The organism is Enterocloster sp. 210928-DFI.2.20 (assembly GCF_020554465.1).
GTDB lineage: Bacteria > Bacillota > Clostridia > Lachnospirales > Lachnospiraceae > Enterocloster > Enterocloster bolteae.
On the sequence record NZ_JAJCHK010000060.1, the window covers coordinates 1 to 13,255 of the forward strand.

Annotated in this window: 15 protein-coding genes and 1 pseudogene; 7 read left to right on the forward strand and 9 right to left on the reverse strand. The window is 50.1% G+C overall.

The genetic code is table 11. The features are described from left to right. Positions 1-230 precede the first annotated feature (230 nt). The 3 genes from LI015_RS27190 (at position 231) to LI015_RS27200 (ending at position 2,854) form a co-directional block, all read left to right on the forward strand. The gene (locus tag LI015_RS27190; RefSeq protein ID WP_002569011.1) at positions 231-590 is read left to right on the forward strand and encodes an ArsR/SmtB family transcription factor; all 360 of its coding nucleotides are present in this window, start codon (positions 231-233) and stop codon (positions 588-590) included. A 77-nt stretch (positions 591-667) separates the two neighbouring features. Beyond that, the gene (locus LI015_RS27195) at positions 668-886 is read left to right on the forward strand and encodes a cation transporter (protein WP_002569010.1); all 219 of its coding nucleotides are present in this window, start codon (positions 668-670) and stop codon (positions 884-886) included. Positions 887-919: 33 nt separating this feature from the next. Then, positions 920-2,854, forward strand: coding sequence for a heavy metal translocating P-type ATPase (locus tag LI015_RS27200; protein WP_002572973.1), 1,935 nt, complete (start codon positions 920-922; stop codon positions 2,852-2,854). A gap of 158 nt (positions 2,855-3,012) precedes the next feature. Here the strand turns inward: LI015_RS27200 and LI015_RS27205 are convergent, their stop codons facing one another. Further along, on the reverse strand, positions 3,013-3,582 hold the full coding sequence (locus tag LI015_RS27205; RefSeq protein ID WP_002569008.1) for a nitroreductase family protein: 570 nt from the start codon (positions 3,580-3,582) through the stop codon (positions 3,013-3,015). Positions 3,583-3,592: 10 nt separating this feature from the next. Continuing rightward, complete coding sequence (locus LI015_RS27210) at positions 3,593-3,973, reverse strand: metal-dependent transcriptional regulator (RefSeq protein WP_007036245.1); 381 nt, start codon at positions 3,971-3,973, stop codon at positions 3,593-3,595. 248 nt (positions 3,974-4,221) lie between these two features. Here LI015_RS27210 and LI015_RS27215 point away from each other — a divergent pair, with 248 nt between their 5' ends. Next, the gene (locus tag LI015_RS27215; protein ID WP_002569006.1) at positions 4,222-4,404 is read left to right on the forward strand and encodes a FeoB-associated Cys-rich membrane protein; all 183 of its coding nucleotides are present in this window, start codon (positions 4,222-4,224) and stop codon (positions 4,402-4,404) included. Between the two features lie 118 nt (positions 4,405-4,522). Here the strand turns inward: LI015_RS27215 and LI015_RS27220 are convergent, their stop codons facing one another. Genes LI015_RS27220 through LI015_RS27240 form a run of 5 tightly spaced genes read right to left on the reverse strand, consistent with a single transcriptional unit; the run spans position 4,523 to position 8,939 of the window. Then, positions 4,523-5,638: an ABC transporter substrate-binding protein gene (locus LI015_RS27220; RefSeq protein ID WP_227126718.1), complete on the reverse strand. Its 1,116-nt coding sequence runs from the start codon at positions 5,636-5,638 to the stop codon at positions 4,523-4,525. 29 nt (positions 5,639-5,667) lie between these two features. Next, complete coding sequence (locus LI015_RS27225) at positions 5,668-6,465, reverse strand: ABC transporter permease (protein WP_002572970.1); 798 nt, start codon at positions 6,463-6,465, stop codon at positions 5,668-5,670. After that, positions 6,465-7,304, reverse strand: a complete 840-nt coding sequence (locus tag LI015_RS27230) for an ABC transporter permease (protein WP_002569003.1) — start codon at positions 7,302-7,304, stop codon at positions 6,465-6,467. Before LI015_RS27230 ends, LI015_RS27225 begins: the two co-directional genes overlap by 1 nt. Next, the gene (locus LI015_RS27235) at positions 7,297-8,373 is read right to left on the reverse strand and encodes an ABC transporter ATP-binding protein (protein ID WP_002569002.1); all 1,077 of its coding nucleotides are present in this window, start codon (positions 8,371-8,373) and stop codon (positions 7,297-7,299) included. The genes LI015_RS27230 and LI015_RS27235 overlap by 8 nt, the downstream gene beginning before the upstream one ends. 32 nt (positions 8,374-8,405) lie before the next feature. Further along, entirely contained in the window at positions 8,406-8,939 is a 534-nt protein-coding gene (locus LI015_RS27240; RefSeq protein ID WP_002569001.1) for a helix-turn-helix domain-containing protein, read from the reverse strand. A gap of 297 nt (positions 8,940-9,236) precedes the next feature. On the opposite strand from LI015_RS27240, the gene LI015_RS27245 reads away from it, so the two are divergent. The 3 genes from LI015_RS27245 to rpiB all read left to right on the forward strand — a co-directional run bounded on the left by LI015_RS27245 (position 9,237) and on the right by rpiB (position 12,079). Beyond that, positions 9,237-10,295, forward strand: coding sequence for a lactonase family protein (locus LI015_RS27245; RefSeq protein WP_002569000.1), 1,059 nt, complete (start codon positions 9,237-9,239; stop codon positions 10,293-10,295). A 167-nt stretch (positions 10,296-10,462) separates the two neighbouring features. After that, positions 10,463-11,602 (forward strand): chorismate synthase, encoded by a 1,140-nt coding sequence (gene aroC, locus LI015_RS27250; RefSeq protein WP_227126719.1) that lies wholly within the window; start codon positions 10,463-10,465, stop codon positions 11,600-11,602. A gap of 36 nt (positions 11,603-11,638) precedes the next feature. Further along, positions 11,639-12,079 (forward strand): ribose 5-phosphate isomerase B, encoded by a 441-nt coding sequence (gene rpiB, locus LI015_RS27255; RefSeq protein WP_002568998.1) that lies wholly within the window; start codon positions 11,639-11,641, stop codon positions 12,077-12,079. 295 nt (positions 12,080-12,374) lie between these two features. Here rpiB and rbr read toward each other — a convergent pair whose 3' ends face one another. Continuing rightward, positions 12,375-12,914 carry a rubrerythrin gene (gene rbr, locus LI015_RS27260; protein WP_002568997.1) on the reverse strand — a complete coding sequence of 180 codons (540 nt, stop codon included), beginning with the start codon at positions 12,912-12,914 and terminating at the stop codon, positions 12,375-12,377. Positions 12,915-13,172: 258 nt separating this feature from the next. Beyond that, positions 13,173-13,255: pseudogene (locus LI015_RS28910) on the reverse strand (NADH peroxidase); the annotation flags it as partial.

Below are 13,255 nucleotides of genomic sequence, written 5' to 3' on the forward strand. Positions count from 1 at the left end.
GAAAAGAATGTTGGAAGTGTGCTTTTCAGCACACCCCAACATTCAGTATAGAACCGTTTTTTTGCTTTGACGGTCAGAATGCAATTTTCAAACAATAATTAAATTTTCAAACAAAACAAAATAGAGAAAAAAGCAGTTGACATTTTTAAATCTGAGTATATAATGTAAATATAAACATATGAACAATCATTCATATGAATGAGAAAAATAAGAGAGGGAGGTTATGAGCCATGGCGATAAACGATGTGGAGTGCTGCGATTTTTACCAGGTCCATGAGAATGTGGTAAAGGCAGTCAATGATAAGATGCCGGATGAGGATAAGCTATATGATTTGGCAGAGATATTCAAGGTGTTTGGGGATTCCACCAGGATCAAAATATTATATGTGCTCTTTGAGGCTGAGATGTGTGTCTGCGACATTGCGCAGCTGCTTAATATGAACCAGTCAGCTATTTCCCACCAGCTGAGAATTCTTAAGCAGAACCGCCTGGTAAAGAGCCGCAGGGACGGAAAGGCAGTATTTTATTCGCTGGCGGACAGTCATGTGAGGACCATCATCAACCAGGGCATGGAGCACATAGAGGAATAGACTTTGAGGCAGATGCCCATGGCGCGGGGATGGAACATGGAATATAAATAAAATAACAAATATGGAGGAGAATAATTATGAAGAAAAAATTCAAACTACAGGACCTGGATTGTGCCAACTGTGCAGCCAAGATGGAGGAAGCAATCAAGAAGATCGAGGGTGTATCAGATGCCACGGTGAGCTTTATGGCCCAGAAGATGACCATAGAAGCAGATGACAGCAGGTTCGATGAAATCATGAAGGAAGTGGTGTCTGTGTGCAGGAAGGTGGAGCCTGACTGCGTTATCCTGCTTTAAGCGAAGCAGTACGGCACCGGAAAGGAAACTGATATGACTAAGAAACAAAAGGCAATGCTGTCCCGTATCATAGCAGCATTCATCATTTATATTACCCTGGCAGTGACAGACCATATGGAGATTTTACCGGAGTGGCTTGGGTTGTGGGGAAAGATGGCCCTGTATCTGGTTCCCTATGTTCTTATAGGATGGGACATTGTATATAAGGCATTCCGCAATATCCGCAACGGCCAGGTGTTTGATGAGAATTTCCTGATGACAGTGGCTACCTTCGGCGCCTTTGGCGTGGGGGAATATTCGGAAGCGGTTGCGGTCATGCTGTTTTATCAGGTGGGAGAACTGTTCCAGAGCTACGCAGTGAACCGTTCCAGGCAGTCCATCACGGAGCTTATGGATATCTGTCCGGAATATGCCAACATAGAGGAGGATGGCCAGTTAAAGCAGGTGGAACCGGACGATGTGCAGGTGGGAGATATCATCGTGGTCAAGGCCGGGGAGAGAATACCTCTTGACGGCAAAGTCGTGTTTGGGAACTCCATGGTGGATACCTCAGCACTGACCGGTGAATCCGTGCCGCGCAAGGTGGCAGAGGGGGACGATATCATAAGCGGCTGTGTCAACGGCAGCGGCCTTCTGCGGGTTCAGGTCACAAAAGAATTTGACGATTCCACAGTGGCAAAGATTCTGGAACTGGTGGAGAACGCCAGCAGCAAAAAAGCCCATGTGGAGAACTTCATTACACGGTTTGCCAGATATTATACCCCTCTGGTGGTAATGGGGGCCGTGCTCCTGGCTGTGATTCCTCCCCTGTTTTTTGGCCAGTCCTGGTCCGAGGGTGTAAGAAGGGCCTGTACCTTCCTGGTAATCTCCTGCCCGTGTGCCCTGGTGATTTCCGTGCCCATGAGCTTTTTCTCAGGCATTGGCGCTGCTTCCAAGAAGGGTGTGCTCATCAAGGGAAGCAACTATCTGGAGGCTCTGTCTGAGATGGATACCATTGTCTTTGATAAGACAGGTACGCTGACCAAGGGAGAATTCAAGGTGACTGAGATTCACGCGGTAACCGGCAGTCCTGTCCCGGAGGCGTCTGAGGTACCGCGGACCAGGGTGTGGGCGGCCAGCCAGCCTTCTGATGAGGGAAAGCGCTCCCTGCTGGAGCTGGCGGCTTTGGCGGAGAGTTATTCGGACCATCCCATTTCGCGTTCCATCAAGGATGCCTGGGGAGATACCATTGATATGAACCGTGTCAGCAATGCACAGGAAATATCCGGTCATGGAGTTCAGGCGGAGATAGACGGTCATACCGTACTGGCCGGCAACAGCAAGCTGATGAAAGAAATGAATGTGGCGTATCAGGAGTGTATGAGCATGGGTACGGTTGTCTATGTGGCACTGGACGGCGTATACTGCGGATACATTGTCATAGCGGATTCCATCAAGGATGAGGCTTTTGAGGCAATTAAGAATCTTAAAAAGGTAGGCGTCAGAAGGACAGTCATGCTCACCGGCGACAAGAAAGAGGTAGGAGAAGCAGTGGCGGCCAGGCTGGGTCTGGATGAGGTTCATGCGGAGCTCCTTCCGGGGGATAAGGTGGCAAAGGTGGAGGAGCTGCTGGCCCAGCAGACCGGAAAACACAGGCTGGCCTTTGTGGGAGACGGAATCAATGACGCGCCTGTTCTCTCCAGGGCGGACGTGGGAATTGCCATGGGAAGCATGGGTTCAGATGCGGCCATCGAGGCAGCGGATATTGTGCTTATGGACGATAATCCTGCCAGAATCGCGGATGTGGTCCGCATATCACGAAAGACCATGTCCATTGTAAAGCAGAACATCGCATTTGCGCTGGGAGTCAAGGCAGTGGTGCTCTTAATGGGTGCTGCGGGCATGGCCAACATGTGGGAGGCAGTGTTTGCGGACGTGGGCGTGTCGGTTATTGCCATTCTCAACGCAATGAGAGCCCTGTCCCTGTAATAAGCGCGCAGCCCTTTAACAGCGAAGAAAGATTTCCCTTTCAGAAGCATGAAAAAAGCGTATCGGGTACATGAAAATACATGACAACCCGATGCGCTTTGTTTGATTCATGGCGGAAAATATTGTATAAGTGATGACAGCCAAACATGGTCAAACCATTACAGAAGGATGTCCTCCAGGCTCCGTTTGGGAACATAGTGAACCTGATTCCCGTCACGGTAGTATGCGGTGGAACCGTCTTCCTTTACCGGCACCAGTACCACTTCCTCCTTGGGCTTTCCAAGGGCCAGAACCAGGTCTATGCTGTAATGCTCCGGATCAAGTCCCAGGAGCCGTCCAATCTCTGACCGCATGCAGCTGCCAATCATACAGCCACCATATCCCTTTTCCGCGGCAGCCAGCATGATGGTCTGGGCCGTGATTCCATCGTCCCACTGTTTGTTTTTCCCGATAGACAGGTCACAGGCAATGACGATATAGGCTGAAGGTCTCTCGCCCTCCTCTGGTCCCTCCCAATCCTTCAGGGCGCCCGCCCATGCAGTATACGGGAAGATACCGGCACATTCCTCGGGCGTGCACAAAATTTTGAATTTCAGGGCCTGGGCATTGGAAGCAGAAGCGGCCAGACGGGCCGTATCCACCATATCAGCCAGTTCACTGTATGGGATAACAGTATCCTGATAAAATCTTCTGTAAGAGCGGCATTGTTTCACAAGGTCTTTAAGCATAGGCTTCCTCCTAATCCGGCAGTTCGTGGCCGTGGGTGATGTGGCGCTTGATGGCATCGAAGCTCTCAGCGCTCAGGGTGTGTTCCATGCGGCAGGCATCCTCAGCAGCTGTCCTGGGGTCCACACCCAGGTAAATCAGCCAGTTGGACAGCAGTGTATGGCGTTCATACATGGTGTCCGCTATGGCCTGTCCGGATGGCGTCAACGTGATATGTCCCTGGTCGTCCATCTGGACATATCCGTTCTGGCGGAGATTCTTCATAGCCACGCTGACACTGGGTTTGGAGAAGCCCAGCTCAGTGGCAATGTCGATGGAGCGGACATAGGGCTGTTCCTTGGCCAGCATGAGTATGGTTTCCAGATAATTTTCTGCTGATTCCTGTATTTTCAAGTCTGTAAATACCCCCGTTTATTTAGTATGATAGTTCTAAGTGTAACATATAAAAAAACGATTGACAAGAGAGTTAGAAAGTGCTAATCTGTGAATGGAGTTAGAAATAGCTAACCTACAAAAATACGGCAGAAGAAAAAGGCGAAGGGCCGTTAAAGAGCCCGTGGCAGATGTGGAGCCTGGAGCAAACGGAGAACCTGTGGCAAACGGAGAGTCCGGGAATAAACAGGAAGGAAAGGAGGATATATATGAATCTTTCAACATTAATTATTCTGGTCATATTGGCTGTGATTATAGGGGCAGTGGTCCGTATTATGATAAGGGATAAAAAGGCAGGTAAGGGATGCGGCGGATGTGCCGGCGGATGCGGTGGCTGCGCGGGTTCCTCCATGTGCCATGGATACCATGAGCACGGGAAACGCGAGGGGTGACGCCGGGATGAAACGGTCAATAGGATTAAATGTATAAAAGGAAGTTCCGCGGGGCAGGTATCGGCCTAAGTCTCCCGCCCGGAACTTCCTTTTTATTATTTAATCCTGTGACTGGTTTTTACTCGGATTTAATTTCCTTCCACATGTCATTGTAGATGGTGTCCACATCGTCTCCCAGATACTGGATAATCTCGCAGTTTGGCAGCTTATCCAAATCAGGGAACAGGGCCTTGTTGTTTTTGAGGTCGTCGTCCAGCAAATCATAGGCACCTGTGTTTGGCGTTGCGTAGGTGATATATTCAAAGTTCTTTTTGGCAATATCAGGGCGGCACAGGAAGTCAATCCATTTTTCTGCGTTTTCCTTGTGCTCCGCGTTGGCGGGAATGACCCAGGAGTCGATCCAGTAGTTGGTTCCCTCCTCGGGAATTACATACTCCAGGCTGTAATCCAGACCCTGTTCCGCCACCGCGTCCTGGATGTAGAGCATTTCGCCGGAATAAATCACGCCCACAGCAGCCTCGCCGCCAATCATCTTATCCCTTACCTGGTCAATGACATATGCCTGGACAAGGGGCTTCTGCTCGATCAACAGGTCGCGTGCCTCGGCCAGCTCATCGGGATTGGTGCTGTTTAAGGAGTATCCCTTCATCTTCAGGGCCACGGTAAACGCGTCTCTTACACTGTTCTGCATAAGAATCTCGCCGCTTAGGCGCTCATCCCACAAATCAGACCACTTGGTGGGAGCGGGAACACCCAGCTCCTCCAGACGCTTGGTGTTGTAGAGAATTCCCATGGTTCCCCAGCAGTAGGGTACGGAATACTTGTTCTCAGGGTCAAATCCCTTGGAGATATCCAGATACTGCTGGCCGATCTCCTTATAGTTAGGGATGTTGTCAAAGTTCAGCTCAGCCAGAAGGCCGTTCTCAATCATGCGCTGAATCATGTAGTCGGAGGGACATACTACATCGTATTTTACAGCGCCGGCCTCAATGACAGGATACATCTCCTCGTTGGTCTCAAATACATCGTAGACAACCTGTATGCCGGTTTCCTCCTCAAACTGGGTGATGACGTCCTCGTCAATGTACTCGCCCCAGTTGTATACGTTTAACTTGTTGTCTTCCTTGTTTCCTCCTTCGGGTGAGGAACCGGACTTGCCGCAGCCGGTTAAAAGGGCGGCGGACAGCACTGCCATGGATGCGGCAGCAAGGGTGATTGCCATTTTCTTTTTCATAATCGTTCTCCTTTAATGTCTGAATTCGGTTATGCCTTTTCCGGCTTCTTAATGGACCGGAAGTTAACAAAGATGAGAAGAATCAGCACGGTCAAAAATATAATGGATGACAGTGCGTACATGGACGGCCGTATGCCGCGCCTTACCTCGCTGTAAATCAGGGTGGACAGGGTGTTAATGCCCGCGCCCTTTGTGAAGTGGGTGATGATAAAGTCATCTAAGGACATGGTAAACGCCAGCAGGAAGCCGGAGAGCACACCGGGCATGATATCCGGGAACACCACCTTGAAAAATGCGTACAGAGGGGATGCGCCCAGGTCCAGGGCGGCCTCGTAGGTGTATTTATCCGTCTGCTTAAGCTTGGGCATGACGCTTAGTATGACATAGGGTATATTAAATGTAATATGTGATATAAGCACGGTCTTAAATCCCAGGGAAATACCAAAGGCAATGAAGGCCAGCATCAGGGATATACCGGTTACGATGTCAGCGTTCAGCATGGGGATGTTGGTTACGCCCATGACAATGGTTCTGGGCACGGTCCGCATGGAACTGATGGAGATGGCCGCTGCCGTGCCTATGACTGTTGCCACCAGGGCCGATACAAAGGCTATGATTAACGTGGTGGTCAGGGCGCTCATGATAGAGCGGCTGTCAAACATCTGGGTATACCACTGCAGGGTAAATCCGCCCCACTGGGTCCTGGATTTGGATTTGTTGAAGGACAGGACCATCATGGTAAGGATGGGGGCATAAAGGAAGATCAGTATGAGCACCATATAAAAATCCGATATGATTTTCCGCAGTACTTTTGAACTCTTTGTCATCAGAATGCAGTCCCCTCTCCGTTTTTATCGTATTTGGCTATCATGGCCATGCTGATTAGGATAAAGACCATGAGGACCAGTGAAAGTCCGCTTCCCAGATGCCAGTTGCTTCCCCTGGTAAATTCCTGTTCAATGACGTTGCCGATGAGCAGAATCTTGCTGCCGCCCAGCAAATCGGAAATAACGAAGGTGGTCAGGGAAGGGACAAACACCATGGTGATGCCGCTGATGATGCCCGGTATGCTTAAGGGGAACCATATCCTGGTGAAACGCTGGAAGCTGTTGGCTCCCAGGTCCATGGCGGCATTTATAATATTATCGTCTATTTTGGACAGCACATTGTAAATGGGAAGCACCATAAAGGGCAGGAAGTTATATACCATGCCCAGCACAATGGCTGACGGGGTGTTAATCATGGACTGGGACGGGAGGTGAAGCCAGTTAAGGATACCGTTAATGACTCCGTTTTTCTCCAGCAGTGTCTGCCAGGCCAGGGTTCTCAGAAGGAAGTTCATCCACATGGGAAGGATGAATATGAATACAATGAATCCTCCTGCCGCGGCTCCTCGGCCCCTTAGTATCATGGCCAGGGGATACGCTAACAAAAGACAGAGAACCGTGCTCACTAAGGACAGTCCAAGGGAAAGCCACAGAGCCTTTGCGTGGTCCGCAGAAGCAATAGCAATGACATTTGCCATGGTCAGGCCGCCGCCCTTGTCAGTCAGCCCGTACCATATAATCATGGCCAGCGGAATCAGTGTAAAGCCGGCCATCCAAATAAGATAGGGACCTGATAACAGCGCCTTGCCGATGGCGGCGCCTTTTTTTTCGCTATTCATTGACTCCCAGCGCCTCCTCGTCTTCAGAAGCAGGCTTGTTCATGATCTGGATCTCAAAGGGCTCCACATGGATGCCCACCTGCCGGCCTACAGGAAACATATCGGTGGAATGCACCAGCCACTCGAAACCGTCCGGGGTGGTTACCTCCATCTCATAGTGGACGCCCTTGAAAATCAGGTGGGTCACAACACCCTGGAGGGTTCCGTCCTCAGGCTTTACAAGGTCAATGTCCTCGGGCCGGATAACCACATCCACAGGCTTATTATTGCCGAAACCCTTGTCAACACATGCAAAGCGGGCGCCGAAGATTTCTACCAGTTCGTCCCGGATCATGGTGCCGGGTACAATATTGCTCTCACCGATGAAGTCGGCCACAAACGCATTTTCAGGCTCATTATAAATCTGCTCAGGGGATCCCATCTGCTGGATGTATCCCTGGTTCATGACCACGATGGTGTCGGACATGGTAAGGGCCTCCTCCTGGTCGTGGGTCACATAGATAAAGGTAATTCCCAGCTCATTCTTAAGGCGTATCAGCTCGTACTGCATATCCTGGCGCAGCTTTAAATCCAGCGCCCCGAGGGGCTCGTCAAGAAGCAGCACCCTGGGTTCGTTCACAATGGCCCGGGCAATGGCGATACGCTGCTGCTGGCCGCCGGATAAAGAGTCCACGGTCCGTTTCTCATATCCGGGCAGGTTCACTAATTTCAGGGCATATTTGATTTTGTCATCAATGTAGGACTTTGGCTTGTTCTTGATCTTTAAGCCGAAGGCAATATTTTCCGCGATGTTCATGTGGGGAAACAGCGCATACTTCTGGAATACGGTATTCAGCGGGCGTTTGTTAGGTGGAATCATGGAGATGTCCTGTCCGCCGACGATTACCTTTCCTGTGTCAGGGGTAGTAAAGCCGCCTAATATACGCAGGGTAGTGGTCTTGCCGCAGCCGCTGGGGCCAAGCAAGGTGACGAAGCTGTTCTCCCTGATGGAAAGGTTCAGGTCGTCCAGGACCAGCTCGCCGTCAAAACTTTTTGATATGTGCTGTAAATCAATGAAAGGCTGGCTCATGATAATCAAAATCTCCTTTTATCTTAATGTGATTAAAAACTTGGCGGCGAGCTCACCCACAGAAGAAGGGCCCCGTTCCTGCTTGTCAGGTAATGTTTCTTATCCGGCGTGAAGTAGAAGGACTCCCCTTTCTTTGCCTTGTATGTCTTGCTGCCTATGTGGATGGATATGCTTCCCTGGAGCACGTATCCGAATTCCTCACCTTCATGGGGATTATCAGGATAGGTGGAGCCTCCGGCCTTTAAGGTGAGGAGGATGGGCTCCATCACATTTTTCTGGGCATTGGGGATAATCCATTTGATTTCATTATTTAAGTCTGTATCAATTTTCTCAAAATAATCCTGTTTACCAAATACTACCTGTTCATCCGGCGTTTCATTGAAGAATTCACCGATGGTGGTGCCCAGGCACTGAAGAATGTCCATCAGGGTAGCTATGGATGGAGACGTCAGGTCACGTTCCAGCTGGGAAATGAATCCCTTGGAAAGCTCGGCCCGGTCAGCCAGTTCTTCCTGGGTCAGACCCTTTAACACCCGCAGTTCCTTTAGTTTACTTCCGATTTCCATGGAGCTCCTCCCTGTCTCGCGTTTCTGAACAAAAAGTTTACAAATACTAACTGACTATAAAAATAAGCAAAAAGTTTAGTAATAATAAACAAGCGCGAATTTCATTATACATTAAATCAGTGGTATGTCAATACCTTTTTGAAAGATTTGGCAGATAAGTTTAGGGACAAGTTTAGGGATGAACAGTGGGGGAGAATTTCACAAACTTCCAGTTAACAAATTCACAAATTTATGATATGATGTTTTTAGTCTAAATTGAAATGAAAACCGACGTAAATCAGGGAGGTACAGACAGGTATGAGCGGCAAATATATGGCATATGTAGGATCCTATTCCTACACCGGAAAAGCAAAGGGAATCACAGTGTTTGACGTGGATGTGAAAAACGGAACATTTAGGGAGAGGTGTGAGATGGAAGTGGACAACTCCTCCTATGTCATTGCTTCCAGCGATGGGAAAACCTTGTACTCCATCGCGGATGAGGGAGTTGTATCCTTCCGGATCCTGCAGAACGGAAGCCTTGCAAGACTGAACAGCGCTCCCATCCGCGGCATGAGGGGCTGCCACCTGTGTACTGATATGGAAGATAAATACGTGTTTGTGTCAGGCTACCATGACGGCAAGACCACGGTCTTAAGCCTTAACAAGGACGGTTCTGTGGGGCAGATTGTGGACGAGGTGTTCAACAAGGGATACGGCAGCGTGGCTGAGCGCAACTTCCGCTCACATGTTACCTGTACCAGAAGGATGCCCGACGGCAGGTATGTTCTGTCGGTGGACAACGGAACGGACCAGGTAAAGGTATACCGTTTCAACGACAAGGATAAGAGGCTGTTTCAGGTAGATGCCATCCACTGCGACCTGGAGTCGGCTCCAAGACATTTCCGCTACAGCTCCGACGGACGTTTCCTTTATCTGATGCATGAGCTGCAGAATGTAATCTGCGTTTATTCTTATGAAACCGGTGACAGGGCGCCTGTGGTTGAGAAGATACAGACTATTTCCACCACCTCCACCAAGAATCCGGGCAATCTGACAGCTGCCTGCGCCATGAGGCTGTCTCCGGATGAGAAATATGTTTACTGCACCAATGCAGGTGAAAATACAGTGAGCATCTACAGCAGGGATGAGAAATCCGGTCTACTCACCATGATCTGCTGTCTGCCTGTCAGCGGTGAATATCCAAAGGATGTGGCTATATTCCCGGATCAGAAACATATCGCGTCCATAAACCATGACAGCGGCAGCATCAGCTTCTTTGAAGTGGATTATGAGAAGGGCCTCATCGTTATGTGCGGACGAAGCGTCATGGTGAACGAGCCAAACTGCTGCGCTATTGCGAAGATTGGAAATTAGTCTGAGAAGATAGTTGGATTGATGAGATAGTAAGAATTAGTGAGACAGTCAGACTAACGAGATAGTAGAATTAGTGAGACAGCCGGATTAACGAGATAGTAGAATTAGCGAGACAGCCGGATTAACGAGATAGTGGGTTATAGATACAGGAGGACAGGAGACAGTATATGGCAGGTTCTGCATTGGGAACAATATTGAGAGTGACGACCTGGGGAGAATCCCATGGAAAGGGAATCGGCGTGGTGGTGGACGGCTGCCCGGCCGGACTGCCTCTGGAAGAAGGGGACATCCAGTCCTATCTGAACCGGCGAAAGCCGGGCCAGAGCAAGTTTACCACGGCCAGACAGGAAGGGGACCAGGTGGAAATCCTGTCCGGCGTGTTCGGGGGAAGGACCACCGGTACTCCCATTGCTCTGGAGGTGCGCAATACAGACCAGCGTTCCCATGACTACAGCAATATTATGGATATTTACCGCCCGGGCCATGCGGATTACACCTTTGACCAGAAGTACGGATTCAGGGACTACAGGGGCGGCGGACGGTCCTCAGGCAGAGAGACCATTGCCCGTGTGGCGGCGGGCGCCATTGCCTGCAGGCTTCTGGAAAGCCTTGGAATTACGGTCAGGGCGTATACAAGAGAGGTGGGCGGCATTTGCATTGCACAGGAGCGCTTTGACCTGGACGAGATGTGGAATAACAGGCTGTACATGCCGGATGCCCGGGCAGCAGCACAGGCAGAGGCCCGGCTGGAGGAACTGATGGCCGGGAAGGACTCCTGCGGAGGAGTGGTGGAATGTATCATCCACGGTATGCCTGCCGGAGCAGGAGAGCCTGTATTTGAGAAGCTGGATGCCAACCTGGCCAAGGCTATGCTGTCCATTGGCGCGGTCAAGGGATTTGAGATAGGAGACGGCTTTGCCGCATCCAGGGCACGGGGATCTGAGAATAACGACGGATTTGGCATATCACATAAGGCAGCGGACGGCAGCCCGCATTTGAGCGGCAGGATTGAGAAGCAGACCAATCACTCAGGAGGCACACTGGGAGGAATCAGCGACGGAAGCGATATCGTGATGCGGGCAGCATTTAAGCCCACCCCCTCTATTGCCCAGCCCCAGCACACCGTGAACCAAAACGGTGAGGAGACCATGGTGGAGATAAAAGGCCGCCATGACCCCATCATCGTGCCAAGGGCCGTAGTGGTGGTGGAAGCCATGGCCGCATTGACGGCGGCCGACATGCTGCTTCTGTCCATGACATCCCGGCTGGACCGGGTGCAGGCCTTCTTTGCCCAGGAGAGGGTATAACATAACACAGAAATAGATAAAAGGAGAAGAGAAATTATGAAAATTGCAATTGGTAACGACCATACAGCCATTGAGCTTAAGAACATAATTAAGGAGTTTGTGGAAGAAAAGGGCTACGAGGTCATTGACCTGGGAACCAATTCCACTGAGAGCTGCGACTACCCCATATACGGCGAAAAGGTAGGACGGGCCGTGGCTGACGGTCAGGCTGACCTGGGAATCGCCATCTGCGGCACCGGTGTGGGCATCTCCCTGGCAGCCAATAAGGTAAAGGGAATCCGGGCCTGTGTGTGCAGCGAGCCTTATACCGCAAAGCTGTCCAGAGTGCACAACAACTCCAACGTACTTGCATTTGGCGCCAGGGTAGTGGGCAGCGAGCTTGCCAAGATGATTACAGAGGCATGGCTGGACGCTGAGTTTGAGGGCGGCCGGCATGAGCGCAGGGTGAATATGATTATGGAGATTGAGAACCGGTAGGATGGTACGCGGCTGTTCTGAAACACACCCACTGGCCCTTCCGCGCCCCAGATAAAAAGGGACACTGCTTAAAGTGCCTCAAGGCTGGTGTTCCTAATAGCACTTGTTCGTGAATCTAAATTGAAATTTCAATATAACGGTAAAAAGCGTCCGTCTGTCTTTTCTCCTTAGCGTGGGAAGAGACAGCGGGCGCTTTTGAATATGTAGTGGGTGAGAAACAGGGGAGTCACTGCTGCTCCCCTGTTTCTCACGGACCGAGCTCCCTACAGGCGCCCGCGTACCATTCTTCTACCTCTTAATAGTTCTCAACTTTCCTCTCAAAATAAGCCTTAGGATGAGCACAGCAAGGACATACCTCAGGAGCTTCCGGTCCTTCGTGGATGTATCCGCAGTTTCTGCACTTCCAGCCAAGAGGCGCATCGCCCTTGAAGGTCTTGTCATTCTTTAAGCTTTCTAACAGCTTGTTATACCTTCTCTCATGTGCAGCCTCAACCTTGGCAACCAGTTCAAACTTAACAGCCAGTTCCTCGAAGCCTTCTTCCCGTGCTTCACGGGCCATGCGTGCATACATATCAGTCCACTCGTAATTCTCACCTGCTGCTGCGTCAGCCAGATTCTCCTCAGGAGTGCCGATGCCGTGCAGTTCCTTGAACCACATCTTGGCATGCTCTTTTTCCTGGTCTGCGGTCTCCAGGTATAAAGCGGACATCTGCTCATAACCTGCTTTTTTTGCAGCGGATGCATAATAGGTGTATTTGTTGCGTGCCTGGGACTCGCCTGAAAATGCGTCCTTTAAGTTCTGTTCAGTTTTGGTTCCTGCGTATTTTGATGCCATAAATTGTACCTCACCTTTCTCTTTTGTTTCGTTTTTTACTACCTATAAACTATTGTATCCTGTTATTTACAGAAATTCAATCTAAAAATCAATATTTTACTGCCATTCATTGTCGGGGAAATATGTAATAAATTAGTTTAAGACTGATGCGTTTGGCTGGGGATTATGAAAAACATATGGCAGATAAGAATACAGGCAGCCCTGGGGAGACTACCTGTATTCCTGGTTTGGAGGGTAAAATTGATTCTATGTCAAAAATTAGCCGAAATATCTGTTTAAAAGTCCTTCAAATGCCTTGCCGTGGCGGGCCTCATCCTTAGCCATCTCATGAACGGTGTCAT